Origin of the sequence: Variovorax sp. OV329, assembly GCF_900114785.1 — a bacterium.
Classification (GTDB): Bacteria; Pseudomonadota; Gammaproteobacteria; order Burkholderiales; family Burkholderiaceae_C; genus Variovorax.
In genome coordinates this window covers 133,254-148,768 of record NZ_FOUG01000010.1, presented here as the reverse complement: position 1 = coordinate 148,768, position 15,515 = coordinate 133,254, and the positions used below count along the sequence as shown (strand labels likewise).

Sequence of the window (15,515 nt, the reverse complement as noted above, 5' to 3'; positions counted from 1 at the left end):
TCGATGTCTTTTGGGTGTTCTGGATTGCGTGGCCGCGGCCGCGTGCGGCCGGGCGATATGCGGTGCGGTGTGGCGTCGCGCGATCAGGCCGCGACGGCGCGGCGATCGAGCACGGCCAGCAGGTTGCGTGCGGCCGCCGTGCCCATGTTCACGTAGGCATCGCTGGTGACGCCGCCGATGTGCGGGCTCAGCAGGATGCGCGGGTCCTGCTGGAAGGGATGGCCTGCGGTCATGGGCTCCACCGCGAAGCTGTCCAGGCCGGCGCTGCGCACCTGTCCCGATCGGACGGCCTCGAGCAGGGCCGCTTCGTCGATGAGGCCGCCGCGCGCGGTGTTGACCACGATCACGCCCGTCTTGCACTGCGCCAGGGTCTGCGCATTCAGCAGGTTGCGGTTCTCGTCGGTCAACGGGCAGTGCAGCGAGACCACGTCGGACTCGCGCCAGATGTCGTCCAGCGAGGCCGGTTGGATGAAGGCAGGCAGGTCCTTGGCGAAGGGGTCGAAGCCCAGCACGCGCATGCCCATCGCATCGGCCATCTTCGCGAAGCGCTGGCCGATGGCGCCCAGGCCGACCAGCCCGACCGTCCGGCCGTGCAGTTCCAGGCTCTTGTGCGTGGCCTTGTCCCAGTGGCCAGCGCGCATGCGCGCGTCCAGCTGCACCACCGACTTGGCGCAGGCCAGCATCAGGGCCAGCGCCTCTTCGGCCACCGCCGCGGCGTTGGCGCCGGCGGCAGCCACCACCTCGATGCCGCGCGCCTTGGCGGCGACCTTGTCGATGGTGTCGGTGCCGCTGCCGTGCTTGGAGATCACCTGCAGCGAAGGCGCTGCATCGATCATCGCCGCGTCGACCTTGCCGTAGCGCACGATGATGGCGACGGGGTCATGGGCGCGGCACAGGGCCAGCAGGTCGTCCTGCGTGGGCGTCTTGCCGGCGTAGATCATCTCGAAGCCCTGCAGCAGTGCCAGGGCCTGGGGCGCCAGGTCGGCGCCGGTGACGAGGATGGCGCTCACAGCGACTCCCCTTCCTTGAGCACGCCGGCGGCGCGCAGGGCCGCCGGCAGCCACTTGGAGGCGGTGTCGCCGCGCGAGATGGCGTCCATGCGCGCGCGCTCGTCGGCCACCTTCTTGTCGGCCAGGGCCAGCATCGCCGGCGCCTTGGCGCGCTCGATCACCACCACGCCATCGGCATCGCCCACCACCAGGTCGCCCGGGTTCACGATGGCGCCGCCGGCGGACACGGGGTGGTTGAGTCGCCCCGGCACGAACTTGGTCGGGCCGGCCGGATTGAAGCCGGCGCTGAAGACCGGAAAGCCCAGTTCCATCAGTTCGAGCTTGTCGCGGATCGCGCCGTCCACGATCACGCCGGCCAGGCCCTGCTTCTTGCAGGCGCTGAGCATCAGCGTGCCCATCAGCGCGGCGGTCTGGTCGCCCTTGCCGTCGATCACCAGCACGTCGCCCGGCTTGGCCAGCGCGATGGCCGCGTGGATCATCAGGTTGTCGCCGGGGCGAACCTCGACGGTGAAGGCCGGGCCGGCGACGGCCATGCCGTGGTGCACCGGGGCGATGCGGGCGTTCATGGTGCCACGGCGGCCGGCCACGTCGGCCAGGATGGCGGCCTGGTAGGTGGCGGCCTTGGCGACGACCTCGGCAGAGACGCGATCGAACTCGCGCACGATTTCAGGAAGCTGGCTCATGGATGGGTCTCTCGAATGAAGTTGCGGGGCAGAGAGCGCCTGCGCAACCGCTGATTCGAGGAAGCCATCGGGCGTTCGCATCGAGTCGGTAGTCATCAGCACGTCTCCATGGGTGCCGACGTCTTCGCGTCGGCTTGCAGCGGACTCTAGATGTGCGTTGCACTCTTCACAATGGCGGTGCATTTGATGAAACGCGTGGTGCCCAGTGCAACGTGCCGCTGCGCTAGCACTTTGGTTCATCCGCAGCACAGGGGATGTGCCGCCCTGCTGCGCGTGTACGATCCATCTCGTAACGGCTGTTACCAATGGGCGCGCAACGCGCCGGGTCAAGCCGTTGCCTACAAGGGCGGCTGCACGGGCCAGCCCACAGCAACCGCATCGCACTTTCCTTTGAAGAAGAACGAATGAAGGCATTCAATCTCTCCCTGACGGCTTCGCTGACGCTGGCCTTGCTGGCCACGGGTTGCAGCACGCTGCAGCAGAAGACTTCCTCCGACACCACCGAGGCCCCCAAGGCGGCAGCCGCGCCGGCCGAACCGCCTGCGCCCAAGCTGGTGCGCCGCAAGCAGGCCACCGGCCTCACGGCAGACCAGGTGAACCAGGCGCTGGCGACCAAGAACGCCGCGAAGATCCGCAGCGCCCTGGTCGGCAAGACCGTGACCGTGGAACTGGCCAAGGGCGACGGCAAGAGCTGGCAATCGGCCGCAGTGGAAGGCGTGAGCTTCGCCTGCCGTGCGAGCGAGGCCGGCTTCGACGGCGGCGAGGTCAGCGCGCGCGTGCGCAGCTACAAGGCCGCGACCAAGAGCCAGGACGCATCGCTGGAACTGGACAACTGCGCGAGCAACTTCGCGCTCGAGTCCACGCCCGCACCCGCAGCGGCTGCGTCTGCACCTGCGCCTGCAGCAACGACTGCACCCGCCAAGGCGGCAGCGCCCGCAGCGGCCGCCACCGGCGGCGTCAAGCCCGGCATGGACGCCCAGGGCAATGTCATCGATTCCTCCAAGGTCGAAGGCGGCAGCGGCCGCACCGTGAAGGGCATCAACGATTTCGAAGGAGAGATCACCGGCAACCCGGCGCGCAACTCGAAGTTCAGCGGCCTGCAGATCGGCATGTCGATGAAGCAGGTGACCGACATCGCCGGCCAGCCCACCGACTCGGGTGCCTACATGACCGGCAAGGCGTGGATCCCCTTCTACTTCGGCGGCGACCGCCATCGCATGGAACTGACCTACAAGGGCCAGGGCCGGCTGATCTTCGCCGGCGGGAGCCTGGGCAACTACACGGGCGGCAACCTGATCTGGATCATCCACAACCCGAACGAGAGCGGGTATCGCTGACCCGCTGATTCGGCACGGCCCGGCGCAGGCCGGGCAGCTTCCCTCTTCAGATCTGCTCGATGTCCGGCAGACGCCAGCTCTTGTCGAACCAGGGCTGCAGCGGACCGTAGAGGCGGAAGATGGTGAACCAGCTCTTGCCCGGCACCGTCTGCACCCAGTTCCCGGCGTGGGCGGGCCGCTTGGCCGAGAAGTAGATGTCCACGCTGCCGTCGGCGTTCACCTTGGGCCTGGAGTTGCTCGACAGGCTGGGAAAGCGCTGGTCGGTCTGCAGCAGCGAGCGGGTCTGCGTGTCGTAGATCACCACCGACCAGAAGTCCTTCACCGGCACGTTGGCCGGCACGCGCAGGCGATAGCTCTTGTTGCCGTCGAAGGGTTGGCCGTGCGAGTCGAAGTTGGCCGAGGCGTACTGTGAGCCCACGCCCGGCATGGCCACCGCCATGGCCGGCGTGTTCACCGTGGCGGCGTAGAAGAACATGGTGCGCGCATCGAAGTTGCGTGCGCCGCCGGGCGTCAGCCACTGGTAGCTGCCGCCGACGAAGGGCGTGTTCCACTGGCCGTCAGGGTAGATCTTCGCCGTGTCCTGCCGGTTGCGGAAGTCGATGGAGCGCGCCGCCGCGTTGCCCACTGCCACCGAGTCGCTCAGGATGCGCTTCATGCGTCCGTCGGGCTTGAAGGGCTTGCCCTTGACAAGGCCGATGGCGTTGAACTGGCCCATCATGTCCGGGCCGAACGAGTCCTCGGGCTCCTCCTGGATGATCTCGTCGAGCTCGGCGAAGAAGCTGAAGTCGTTGGCGTGGATGGTGTTGAAGGCACGTCCCGACAGGTTCACGAACTTCGGCGGATGCGGCTGCTGCGCCTGCGACAGCGGGTAGACGCGCGCCAGGCTGCGGATGGATTGCGCCGCCGGCTTCGGATCGCCGTTGACCGGGAAGCCGCGCCAGATGAGCCAGTTGCCGAAGGTGGCCGGGCGCGCGACGAAGTAGCCCGGCGGCACCTCCCCCTGCCAGCCCGGCGGCAGCACCAGGAACTTGCCGCCCTGGCCCTTGTCCGGGCCGGCGTTGCCCAGGTCGGCGACGTAGCGGAACCAGAAGTCGTCGAGCACGCCCAGCACGTCGGGCGGGCTCTCGATCACCACCGGGCCCTGGCGCAGGTCGATCCAGGTGGTGGCGTAAACGCTCTCGGTGTTGCCGGTGAGCAGCAGCGACTTGCTGTCCAGCAGTTCGTCCCAGATGCCGATGGTGCCGTCCACCGCGCCCACCTCGCGCAGGCCGCGCCGCATGGCCACCAGCGAGGCGCCCGGGATGCCGTTGAGGAAGACCTCGATTCCACGGCCGAAATCCAGCTGGTCGTAGGCCTTCTGCGCCGTGGCCTCCGTGGGGACGCCGTCGAAGAAGCGCAGCGTGCCCAGGCGCGTGTCGACGATGTCCTGCGTGAGGATTTCCTTGGGCACCTTGGTCGTCATGTCGTAGGACGAGGGACTGACCGTGGTGCAGCCCGCGAGCAGCGCGCCGGCCGCGAGGGCCATGGACGCGAGCGCGCCGCGAGGCGGGAGGGCAATGGGCTTGGAGTTCGGCGGCAACTGCATGGGCGGTGGATGTGCTGCGGTTGGAACAGGGCAAAGTCTAGTGAAGAAAGGCGACCGCGGCGTGCAAAAGCGTGTCCGCCGCGCGTCATTGCACTGGCATAGACTCGCGGCCTTCCTTGCCCGGGTGCACCGGGCGCTGCTCCATCTCCAACTGAAGGGACCGACATGAAGAAGACGCTGAAGTGGATCAACACCGCCCTGGGCCTGGTCGTGGCCGGTGCCGGGGCTGCGCAGGCGCAGGCGCCAGCCGCACCCGCAGACGCAAAGGCGGTGCCGGTGACGGTCGACAACTTCGTGCGTGCCGAGTCCGACATGTACATGTCGAACCTGGCCAAGGAGGCGGGCCTGGGCAAGCTGCAGCACCGCCGCACGCCGGCCTCGGTCGACAACCAGACTGTCATCCGCCTGAACCGCGACACGCTCTACACCTCTGCCGTGTTCGACCTGGACGCGGGCCCCGTCACCATCACCATGCCCGATGCGGGCCAGCGCTTCATGTCGATGCAGGTGGTCAGCGAGGACCACTACGTTCCCGACGTGTTCTACGGCGCGGGCGCGCACACGCTCACGCGCGAGAACGTGGGGACGCGCTACGTGCTGGTGGGCATCCGCACGCTGGTCGATCCCAACGATGCGCAGGACGTGAAGAAGGTTCATGCGCTGCAGGACGCCATCCAGGCCAGCCAGGCCGGCCCCGGCAACCTCGAGCTTCCAAACTGGGACATGGCCAGCCAGAAGAAGGTGCGCGATGCACTGCTGCAGCTGGCCGCCACCACGCCGGACTTCAAGGGCGCCTTCGGCAAGAAGGGCGAGGTGGACCCGGTGCGTCGCCTCATGGGCGCAGCGGCTGGCTGGGGCGGCAACCCGGACAAGGACGCAACCTATCTCGCCGTGACGCCGGCCAGGAACGACGGCAGGACGGTGTACAGCCTCCAGGTGAAGGACGTCCCGGTGGACGCCTTCTGGTCGGTGAGCGTCTACAACGCCAAGGGCTACTTCGAGAAGAACGCGGCGAACGCCTACACCCTGAACAACCTCACGGCGAAGAAGGACGCGGAGGGAAGCATCCGCATCCAGTTCGGCGGGTGCAAGCCGCAGATGGCCAACTGCCTGCCGATCGTGCAGGGCTGGAACTACACGGTGCGGCTGTACCGGCCGCGGGCCGAGATCCTGGACGGCAGCTGGCGCTTCCCCGAGCCGCAGCCGGTCAACTGAGGACTCAGGCCTTGCCCCCGGGCCCGTGCTCCTGCGCGGGCGAGGTCCACCACTGCCCGCGCGCCACCATCTTGGCCTGCGGCGGATCGCTGAAGTAGTGCGGCGACATGATCTGCACGCCATGCTCGTTGAAGACGTCGAGCACGTGCGAATGCAGCATCTGCAGCACCTCGGCGCGCGGCCGGGGCTGCTCGGGAATGGCCTGGCACACCAGCCGGTACTCCACGTAGAAATCCGACAGCCCGGTCTTGAACACCTGCGGCGCGGGTGAGCGCAGCACGCCCTCGGTGCGCTGCGCGGCTTCGACGAGCATGGCCTCCACCTGGCGCCAGGGTGTGTCGTAGCCGATGGTGACCGCGGTGTCCACGATGTAGCCCGGCCCGCTCACGGTGCGCGAATAGTTCTTGGTGACCGAGCCCATGATGAGCGAGTTGGGCACGCTGATCTCCTCGCCCAGCCCGGTGCGGATCTTGGTGGTGAAGGCGCCCAGTTCGGTCACCGTGCCTTCCTGGTCATTGATGCGCACGTACTCGCCCACGCGGATGGTGCGCGAGTAGATCAGGATCAGGCCGCTGGCGCCCTGGCCCACCAGGCTGGAGCCGCCCAGCGTGAGCATCAGGCCCACCAGCACCGAGATGCCCTTGAAGGCCTCGCTCTGCGCGCCCGGCAGGTAGGGGTAGGCCATGGCGAGCGCGAACAGCCACACCGCCGCGCCGTAGATGCGGCGGGTGGGCACCGCCAGGTCGCGGTCCAGCCATCCGATGGTGCCGGCGCCGTGCTCGACCCGGTCGAACATGGGCTTGGCCAGGGCGACGGCCGCGCGCGCCAGCAGGAAGATGAAGAGCGCCACCATCAGGTCGGGCAGCGCGCGCAGGATGCCCCCGCCCACGTGCCGCAGCACGCCCATGAGGAAGGCGCCCAGTTCCTCCCCCCAGGCCCGTGTGTAGGCGAACTGCGTGAGCACGTACACCAGCCATTCGTAGGCCAGCATGGCCAGCACCAGCCAGGCGGCCACGCGCACGATCCAGTGCACCGCCATGCGCAGGCGCGAGGGATGCACCAGCGGCAGGCCGCCCACGTGCACATCACCCGTCGTCGAGGCCAGCAGCCGCGCGGCACGGGCCATGAGGGCGAGGCGGATGCGCCAGGCCACCCACACGGCCAGCGCGAACACCAGCGTGGCGACTGCGCTGCGGCCTGCGGCATTCAGGAGCCGGCCCTTGTCGCGCGCCTCGCGGGTCTCGGTGATGGCGGCGGTGAGCGAGCGCGCCACGCCCTGGGTCATGCCCTCGAAGCTTTCGCCGCGGATCCTGTCCTCGTCGCCGGGCACCAGGATGAAGGCCAGCGCGCCGTCGATCATCAGCACGGCGCCCTGCGGCACCGGTTGCACGCTGACGGTGCCGGGGCCGCCCTTGTCGAGCAGCTCGGCGATGGTCTGCTCGCCGCGGCTGGCCCGCTCGGCGGGCGGCACGCCCAGGAAGGGCACGCGCATCACCGCGACCTTGCGATGTTGCACCGACACGGTGGCCGGTGGCAGCGCGGGCGCCGCTGCGGCAGGCGGCGCGGCGGCCGCAGCGCCTTCGGTGGCCGCCTGCGCGCGAACCGTGCCAGGCAGGAGCAAGGCCAGCGCTGCCACCCAGAGCGCCAGCCGGATGGGCTCGCGCCAGGTGAGGATGGATCGCAGGTCGGCGACGAAGCGCTGCATGAAGAACCCTCCGGCGGCCCGCGAAGTCCCCGTGACCCGCGAGCGACCGGGCGATGATGCCCGATTCCCATGAAGGCGCCGCGTGTCGCGCCGGTGAAGGCTCAGGGCAGTTCGGCGCGCCGCGGCAGGTCGGCGCCGCGCCGCGAGCAGGTGATGGCCGCAGCCCCCGCCGCGAAGCCCACGGCATCCTGCAGCTGGCCGGAAGACAGCGAGCCGATGCCCTCGATGCTGAGGCATCCGTGCTCGGCCAGCCAGGTGAGCAGCGCGGCCTGGAAGGTGTCGCCCGCGCCCACCGTGTCGACCACCGTGAGTGCCACGGCGGGCACCGAGGCCTCGCCCTGGCGGCTCCATGCCATGGCGCCTTCGGCGCCTCGCGTGACCACCACCAGGCCCACGCCAGCGGCCAGCGCCTCGGCCGCGAACTTCGCCGGCGCGAGGCCCGGGCGCAGCAGGTGCAGGTCCTCGTCGCTGATCTTGAGCAGGTGCGTGCGGGGCAGCATCCACAGCAGCATCTCGCACCAAGGTGCAAGGTCAGGCTGCACGTTCAGGCGCACGTTGGGGTCGTAGCAGATGGGGGTGCGGCGATGCTCGCGGTCGACCAGCGCGCGCAGCGTGTCGGCAATGGGCGGCACCACGGTCGCATAGGAGCCGACCTGCACCGCGCCGATCCGCTTGGGCAGCAGGGCGATGGCGTCCGGGCCCAGCAGGCGGTCGGCGCAGCCTTCGCCGTAGAAGCTGTACGAGGCCACGCCCTTGGCGTCCAGCCCCACCAGGCCCAGGGTGGTTGGCGCGTCGAGGCGGGACACGGTCGAGCAGTCCACCCCTTCGGCGCGCAGTGTCTGCATGAGGCGTTCGCCCACGAAGCCGGTGGAGACCGCGCTGAACAAGGCCACCGGCTGCGCGAGCCGCGCCAGCCCAACGGCCACGTTGAAGGGCGAGCCGCCCACGCGCGCATCCAGTGCCATGCCGGTGGGGGTGTCACCGGCGGCAAATACGTCCATCAAGGCTTCGCCACAGACGACAAACATGCTTCTCTCCCAATGGCCCGGACACGGCATTGCGCCGGGCAGCGCCGCGAGCATCGCGCAGGCGCGAGCGCTCCGCCACCCGGGAAAACACTTAATAAATCTAATTGATTTATCTAAGATCGGCGCCCAGAATTCGGGGCATGCGACGGTTCGACGGCGCACCGGCCCCGCCCGGCAGCACCGCCCACCGCCAACTACTCATGTCACACATCAAGGAGACGCTCATGTCGAAGAAAAGCTGGATCCGCGTTGCTTCCGTCCTGGCCGGCGGCCTGGCTGCCGCGGGCTGCGCCCTGGCGGCCGATGCGCCGGTCATTGGCCTCATCACCAAGACCGACACCAACCCCTTCTTCGTGAAGATGAAGGAAGGCGCGCAGTCGGCGGCCAAGGAGCAGGGCGCCAAGCTGCTGAGCGCGGCGGGCAAGGCCGACGGCGACAACGCCGGCCAGGTCACGGCCATCGAAAACATGATCGCGGGCGGCGCCAAGACCATCCTGATCACGCCCAACGATTCCAAGGCCATCGTGCCGGCCATCAAGAAGGCGCAGGAAAAAGGCGTGATGTTCATCGCGCTGGACAGCCCGGCCGACCCGGCCGACGCCACCGACGCGCTCTTCGCCACCGACAACTACAAGGCCGGCGAGCTGATCGGCCAGTACGCCAAGGCGGCCGCCGCCGGCAAGGCGCCAAAGATCGCCACGCTGGACCTCTTCCCCGGCCACCCGGTGGGCGCGCAGCGCCACAACGGCTTCATGAAGGGCTTCGGCCTCGCGGCGGCCGATGCCAAGAGCAACGAGCTGTCCAAGAGCGCCGAGATCGTCTGCAGCGCCGACAGCTTCGGCGACCAGGCCAAGGGCCAGACCGCCATGGAGAACTGCCTGCAGAAGAACCCCGACATCAACATCGTCTACACCATCAACGAGCCCGCGGCGGCCGGTGCCTACCAGGCGCTGAAGGCGGCCGGCAAGGAGAAGGGCGTGATCATCGTGTCGGTGGACGGCGGCTGCGCCGGCGTGCGCAACGTCAAGAACGGCGTGATCGCCGCGACCTCGCAGCAGTATCCGCTGAAGATGGCCGCCATGGGCGTGGCCGCGGGCGTGCAGTACGCCAAGGACGGCAAGAAGGTCAAGGGCTACACCGACACGGGCGTGACGCTCATCACCGACAAGCCCATGGGCGGCGTCGAGAGCAAGGACACCAAGTTCGGCACCGACATGTGCTGGGGCAACAAGTAGGGCGGCCAGCGCCTGAAAGACCAGGGCAAGACGCCATGTCCACCGCCACCACTCCTGCCACGTCCGCCGGCGGCTTCAAGCTGCCGCCGGTGGCCACGCTCGGGCCGCTGATCGCCCTTTTGCTGGCCGTGATCTTCTTCGCCACGCAGAGCGACCGCTTCCTGTCGGTGCAGAACTTCTCGCTGATCCTGCAGCAGGTGATGGTGGTGGGCACCATCGCCATCGGCCAGACGCTCATCATCCTCACCGCCGGCATCGACCTGAGCTGCGGCATGGTGATGGCGCTGGGCGGCATCGTCATGACCAAGCTGGCGGTGAGCAGCGGGCTCAATCCTTACCTGGCCATCCTGTGCGGCTTCCTGGTGACCATGGCTTTCGGGCTGGTCAACGGCCTGCTGGTCACGCGCATCCGCCTGCCCCCCTTCATCGTGACGCTGGGCACGATGAACATCGCCTTCGCCATCACGCAGCTGTACTCGAACGCGCAGACCATCACCGACCTGCCGCCGGAGATGACCTTCTTCGGCAACACGCTGGCCATCGGGGGCGCCGCCATCAACTACGGCACCCTCTTCATGGTCGCGCTCTACATCTTCATGTGGTGGGGCCTGCGCGATACGCAGCCCGGGCGCCACGTGTACGCCGTGGGCAACAACCCCGAGGCCACGCGCCTCACCGGCATTGCCACCGACAAGGTGCTGCTGGCGGTGTACGTCACCGCGGGCCTGTTCTACGGCATCGCCTCGCTGCTGTCGGTGGCACGCACCGCGGTGGGCGACCCCAACGCCGGCCAGACCGAGAACCTCGATGCGATCACGGCCGTGGTCCTGGGCGGCACCAGCCTCTTCGGCGGGCGCGGGATCATCCTGGGCACGCTGCTGGGCGCGGTCATCGTGGGCGTGTTCCGCAATGGCCTGACCCTGATGGGCGTGCCCTCGGTCTACCAGGTGCTCATCACGGGCGTGCTGGTGATCCTGGCGGTGGCGACCGACCAGCTTTCTCGCAAGGGAGTCCGCTGAAATGTTTACCCCCACGCTTCTCACTTCGTGTAGTGCGCTGCCCCCCGAGGGGGCTTCAGCCTCCTTCGGGCGGCCGTACGGAGGCTGATATGACCACCCCCGCACATTCCCACGCCCCGCTGGTCATGGAGGCCCGCGGCCTGGTCAAGCGCTACGGCAGCGTCACCGCGCTGGATGGCGCCGACTTCGAGCTGCGCGCCGGCGAGATCATGGCCGTCATCGGCGACAACGGCGCCGGCAAGTCCTCGCTCATCAAGGCGCTGTCGGGCGCCACCATTCCGGACGAAGGCGAGATCAAGCTGGACGGCAAGCCCATCCACTTCAAGTCGCCCATCGACGCGCGCCGCGAAGGCATCGAGACGGTGTATCAAGACCTGGCGGTGGCGCCGGCCATGACCATCGCCGAGAACCTGTTCCTGGGCCGCGAGATCATCCGGCCGGGCTTGCTCTCGCGTTTGTTCCGCTGCATCGACAAGAAGCGGATGCTGGAAGAAAGCGTGGCCCGCATGAACGACCTGAAGGTGGGCATCCGCTCGATGACGCAGGCGGTGGAAACGCTCTCGGGCGGCCAGCGCCAGTGCGTGGCGGTGGCGCGCAGCGCGGCTTTCGCGCGGCACGTGGTCATCCTCGACGAGCCCACCGCGGCGCTGGGCGTGAAGGAAGGCAACATGGTGCTGGAGCTGATCCGGCGCGTGCGCGACAAGGGGCTGCCGGTCATCCTCATCAGCCACAATATGCCGCATGTCTTCGAGATCGCCGACCGCATCCACATCGCCCGCCTCGGCAAGCGCGCCTGCATCGTCAATCCCAAGAACATCAGCATGAGCGACACCGTCGCCGTGATGACCGGCGCCATGCGCCCGGAAGAGCTGCCCCACCAGGCATTTGCATGAAGAGCCGCGGCGCGGCGCGCCTTGGCGAAAGGACCCGCGGCGCGCGGCGCCCGGGCCCGGATCGATGAACGCAGGCAGGGAGGATTCGGACATGCGCGACGCAGCAGCAGCGTCCGGCGCCGTTGTGGAGGAGGGCGGGCAGCGCCTTCGTCCGCGCGGCTCCAACCAGGTGGGCATGCGCCAGTTCAACGAGCGGGTGGTGCTGCAGGCCATCCGCCTGCATGGCCCGCTGCCCAAGGCCGAGATCGCACGCCTGACCAACCTCACCGCGCAGACGGTGCAGATCATCATCGCGCGGCTGGAGGCCGAGGGCCTGGTGCTCAAGCACGCACCGCTGCGCGGGCGCGTCGGCCAGCCCTCGGTGCCGATGGCGCTGAACCCCGACGGCGCCTTCTCCATCGGCATCAAGATCGGCCGCCGCAGCCTGGACGTCCTGCTGCTGGATTTCGCGGCGCAGGTGCGCGAGCGCCTCACGCTGGACTACGACTTTCCCGATCCCGACACGCTCTTCGACGAGATCCGCGCGCGGCTCAAGCTGCTGCGCAAGTCGCTGGGCCCCAAGCGTGCGCCGCTGCTGCGCGGCGTGGGCATCGCGGCGCCACTGTCGCTGGGCGGCTGGCAGCAGCTGCTGGGTGTGCCTGCGGACCAGGCGGCGCGCTGGAACGAGATCGACATCGAGGCCGAGGTGCAGGACATGACGCCGCTGCCCGTGGCCCTGTGCAAGGACACGGCGGCCGCCTGCGTGGCCGAGCTGGTGGCCGGCCGCGGGCGCGACGTGCGCAGTTTTCTCTACGTGTTCGTCGACACCTTCATCGGCGGCGGCCTGGTGCTGGACAGCCACCTGCGCAGTGGCGGCACCGGCAACGCGGGCGCCATCGGCTCCATGTCGTTGGGGCTGGGCGTGGCGCATGGCGAGCCGCCCCGGCAGCTGCTGAGCGTGGCCTCGCTCTTCACCCTGGAGATGATGTATGCCGACGCCGGCCTGGATGCCGGCGCGGTGGCCGATGCGCGCGCCATGCAGGCGCCCTGGGTGGCGGTCACGCAGGCCTGGCTGGCGAAGACCGCACCCGGCATCGCGCTGGCGGCGCACAACGCGGCCGCGCTCCTGGACCTGGAGAGCGTGATCATCGACGGCTCCTTCAGCCGCGAGCTGCTGGCCGCCACGCTGGCGCAGGTCGATGCGGCGCTGGACCGCTACGACTGGGAGGGCCTAACCCGCCCCAGCCTCATGGCCGGTGCCATCGGCGCCGATGCGCGCGCGGTGGGCGGTGCGCTGCTGCCGCTGTACGGCAGCTTCGCGCCGGACCGCGACCTCTTCCTCAAGGACGACGCCTGAGCGCGGCGCGGGGCATCCCGACCCTCGGGCGCGCTGGCGCGGCAGGCTGCGCCAGAATGTGCGGATGACCACCCCATCCCTCGACCTCCAGAGCTTTCCCATCACCCACAAGTGGCCCGCCGCCCACGCGGACCGGCTGCAGCTTTATTCGCTGCCCACGCCTAACGGCGTGAAGGTGTCGATCATGCTGGAGGAGACGGGCCTGCCCTACGAGGTGCACCTGGTGGACTTCGGCAAGAACGACCAGACCTCGCCCGAGTTCCTCTCGCTCAACCCCAACAACAAGATCCCGGCCATCATCGACCCCAACGGTCCCGGCGGAAAGCCGCTGGCGCTGTTCGAGTCGGGCGCCATCCTGGTCTACCTGGCCGACAAGACCGGCCAATTGATGCCCAAGGACGCCGCCGCACGCTACGAGACCCTGCAGTGGCTCATGTTCCAGATGGGCGGCATCGGCCCCATGTTCGGCCAGCTGGGCTTCTTCAACAAGTTCGCCGGCAAGGACTACGAGGACAAGCGCCCGCGCGACCGCTACGTGGCCGAGTCGCGCCGCCTGCTGTCGGTGCTGGACCAGCGCCTGCAGGGCCGCGCCTGGCTGATGGGCGACGACTACAGCATCGCCGACATCGCGACCTTCCCGTGGGTGCGCAACCTGGTGGGCTTCTACGAGGCCGGCGAGCTGGTGGGCTTCGACGACTTCGCCAACGTGAAGCGCACGCTCGATGCCTTCGTGGCGCGTCCGGCCGTCGCGCGCGGGCTGAACATTCCGGCGCGTCCGAAGGCCTGATGCCGTCGAACCCGGTGCTGCCGCAAGCCTGCCGTTCCCACGTGCAGGCGCTGCTGGACCGCGGGACCGCGCGCGTCGTGCTGGGCCTTGTGGGGCCGCCGGGCGCCGGCAAGTCCACGCTGGCCTCGGCGCTGCAATCGGCCTTTGCGGACATCTCGGTGGTGCTGCCGATGGACGGCTACCACCTGGCCAACAGCGAACTCAAGCGCCTGGGCCGCGCGGGACGCAAGGGCGCGCCCGACACCTTCGATTCGGCGGGCTACCTGGCGCTGCTGCGCAGGCTTCGCGAACCGGCGACCCGTGTGGTCTACGCCCCCGAGTTCCGCCGCGAGATCGAGGAAGCGATTGCCGGTGCCATCGCCATCGAGCCGCAGCACCGGCTGGTCATCACCGAGGGCAACTACCTGTTGGTCGACCAGGGCGCCTGGGCCGGCGTGCGCTCGCTGCTGGACGAGGCCTGGTATGTCGAGGTCGACGACCACTTGCGCAACGAGCGCCTCACCAGTCGCCACGAGGTCTTTGGCCGCAGCGCAGAGGATGCCCGCCAATGGGTGGCGCAGACCGACGAACCCAACGCCCGGCTGGTGGCATCGACCCGAGCCCGTGCGCACCACGTGTTCAGTTGGGACGAGGGTCTCGCATGAGCGCGCAGCGGCGCAAGCTCATCATCGACCAGGACACCCACGGCCCGGCCTCCACCAACCTGCAGTCGGTCTGGATGCTGCTGCAGGCGCCGGAGGTGGACGTGCTGGGCATCTGCGTGGTCAGCGGCGACGGCTGGTGCGACGAGAGCGTCTTGCACCTGCTGCGCATGCTGGAGATCTGCGGCCGCACGGACGTGCCGGTGTATGGCGGCGCCACGCATCCCCTGCTCAACAGCGCGCAGCGCATGAAGCGCTGGGAGAGCCTTCACGGCCGTCTGTACTGGAAGGGCGCGTGGACGGAGCATCTGCACGATGGCAGCCACCGCGCCGGCGAGCACCACGACCAGCCGCACCTCGTGCCCGAGTTGGCCGAAGGCATGCCGACCGTGGCCAAGGCGCAGGACGAAAGCGCGGCTGAATTCATGGTGCGCACGGTGCGCGCGCACCCGGGTGAAGTCTCGATCTGGGCTGCCGGCCCACTCACCAACCTGGCATTGGCCTGCCGGCTCGACCCGCAGTTCGCCTCGCTGGCCGGGGAGCTGATGTTCATGGGCGGAAGCTTCCGTCCCGTGCTGGCGGACCATCGATTCGCTCTCGAGTACCGCTACACCCCGCGCCACGAGTTCAACATGCGCTGGGACCCGGAGGCCGCTTCGCTGGTGCTGAAGGAAGACTGGCGCCGCATCGTCCAGCTGCCGGTGGATGCCACGACGCGCACCCTCTGGACGCCGCAATTGCAGCAGCAGGTGGCCGGATGCGGGCAGCCCTGGGCCGGCTACTTCGGCCGCTTCGGCATCCAGTTGCCCATGTGGGACGAGGTGGCCGCCTGCGCCTGGCTCGATCCTTCCGTGGTCACGCGAAGGGAAGAGATGCTGGTGGACATCGACACCTCCTTCACCGCCAACTACGGCGGCACGCTGAGCTGGGCGCCGGGCGGCGGCCCGGGCCTGGGTGAGCGGCTGGTCGATGTGGTGATGGAGGTCGACGTGCAGCGCATCGAGCGCATGACCGTCGACCTGATGACGCGCGCCGGCTAGG

The 15,515-nt window shown here is 68.9% G+C and carries 14 protein-coding genes; 9 read left to right on the top strand and 5 right to left on the bottom strand.

Annotation, left to right across the window (positions count from 1 at the left end):
* Nucleotides 1-83: 83 nt before the first annotated feature.
* Entirely contained in the window at nt 84-1,010 is a 927-nt protein-coding gene (locus BM345_RS18020) for a hydroxyacid dehydrogenase (RefSeq protein WP_093381677.1), read from the bottom strand.
* Nucleotides 1,007-1,693 carry an RraA family protein gene (locus BM345_RS18015; RefSeq protein ID WP_093381676.1) on the bottom strand — a complete coding sequence of 229 codons (687 nt, stop codon included), beginning with the start codon at nt 1,691-1,693 and terminating at the stop codon, nt 1,007-1,009. The genes BM345_RS18020 and BM345_RS18015 overlap by 4 nt, the downstream gene beginning before the upstream one ends.
* A 404-nt stretch (nt 1,694-2,097) precedes the next feature.
* Between BM345_RS18015 and BM345_RS30565 the strand changes: the two genes are divergently transcribed.
* Nucleotides 2,098-3,030 carry a hypothetical protein gene (locus BM345_RS30565; RefSeq protein ID WP_254789794.1) on the top strand — a complete coding sequence of 311 codons (933 nt, stop codon included), beginning with the start codon at nt 2,098-2,100 and terminating at the stop codon, nt 3,028-3,030.
* A gap of 46 nt (nt 3,031-3,076) precedes the next feature.
* Here BM345_RS30565 and BM345_RS18005 read toward each other — a convergent pair whose 3' ends face one another.
* Nucleotides 3,077-4,615, bottom strand: coding sequence for a DUF1254 domain-containing protein (locus BM345_RS18005; protein ID WP_254789793.1), 1,539 nt, complete (start codon nt 4,613-4,615; stop codon nt 3,077-3,079).
* 165 nt (nt 4,616-4,780) lie between these two features.
* On the opposite strand from BM345_RS18005, the gene BM345_RS18000 reads away from it, so the two are divergent.
* Nucleotides 4,781-5,830 carry a DUF1214 domain-containing protein gene (locus tag BM345_RS18000; protein ID WP_093381674.1) on the top strand — a complete coding sequence of 350 codons (1,050 nt, stop codon included), beginning with the start codon at nt 4,781-4,783 and terminating at the stop codon, nt 5,828-5,830.
* A 4-nt stretch (nt 5,831-5,834) separates the two neighbouring features.
* Here the strand turns inward: BM345_RS18000 and BM345_RS17995 are convergent, their stop codons facing one another.
* Together BM345_RS17995 and BM345_RS17990 are read right to left on the bottom strand one after the other, a co-directional pair.
* Nucleotides 5,835-7,535, bottom strand: coding sequence for a mechanosensitive ion channel family protein (locus BM345_RS17995; RefSeq protein WP_093381673.1), 1,701 nt, complete (start codon nt 7,533-7,535; stop codon nt 5,835-5,837).
* A gap of 101 nt (nt 7,536-7,636) precedes the next feature.
* Nucleotides 7,637-8,563 carry a carbohydrate kinase family protein gene (locus tag BM345_RS17990; protein WP_093381671.1) on the bottom strand — a complete coding sequence of 309 codons (927 nt, stop codon included), beginning with the start codon at nt 8,561-8,563 and terminating at the stop codon, nt 7,637-7,639.
* 224 nt (nt 8,564-8,787) lie between these two features.
* Between BM345_RS17990 and BM345_RS17985 the strand changes: the two genes are divergently transcribed.
* The 7 genes from BM345_RS17985 (at nt 8,788) to BM345_RS17955 (ending at nt 15,514) form a co-directional block, all read left to right on the top strand.
* The gene (locus tag BM345_RS17985) at nt 8,788-9,798 is read left to right on the top strand and encodes a sugar ABC transporter substrate-binding protein (protein WP_093381670.1); all 1,011 of its coding nucleotides are present in this window, start codon (nt 8,788-8,790) and stop codon (nt 9,796-9,798) included.
* Nucleotides 9,799-9,833: 35 nt separating this feature from the next.
* Entirely contained in the window at nt 9,834-10,817 is a 984-nt protein-coding gene (locus BM345_RS17980; protein WP_093381668.1) for an ABC transporter permease, read from the top strand.
* Nucleotides 10,818-10,906: 89 nt separating this feature from the next.
* Nucleotides 10,907-11,710 carry an ATP-binding cassette domain-containing protein gene (locus BM345_RS17975; protein WP_093381667.1) on the top strand — a complete coding sequence of 268 codons (804 nt, stop codon included), beginning with the start codon at nt 10,907-10,909 and terminating at the stop codon, nt 11,708-11,710.
* A gap of 91 nt (nt 11,711-11,801) precedes the next feature.
* Nucleotides 11,802-13,046 carry an ROK family transcriptional regulator gene (locus tag BM345_RS17970; RefSeq protein WP_093381775.1) on the top strand — a complete coding sequence of 415 codons (1,245 nt, stop codon included), beginning with the start codon at nt 11,802-11,804 and terminating at the stop codon, nt 13,044-13,046.
* 64 nt (nt 13,047-13,110) lie between these two features.
* A complete protein-coding gene (locus BM345_RS17965; protein ID WP_093381665.1) occupies nt 13,111-13,833 on the top strand; it encodes a glutathione S-transferase N-terminal domain-containing protein in 723 nt (240 codons plus the stop codon).
* Nucleotides 13,833-14,477, top strand: a complete 645-nt coding sequence (locus BM345_RS17960) for a nucleoside/nucleotide kinase family protein (RefSeq protein ID WP_093381664.1) — start codon at nt 13,833-13,835, stop codon at nt 14,475-14,477. Before BM345_RS17965 ends, BM345_RS17960 begins: the two co-directional genes overlap by 1 nt.
* Complete coding sequence (locus BM345_RS17955; protein ID WP_175545043.1) at nt 14,474-15,514, top strand: nucleoside hydrolase; 1,041 nt, start codon at nt 14,474-14,476, stop codon at nt 15,512-15,514. Before BM345_RS17960 ends, BM345_RS17955 begins: the two co-directional genes overlap by 4 nt.
* Nucleotide 15,515 lies beyond the last annotated feature (1 nt).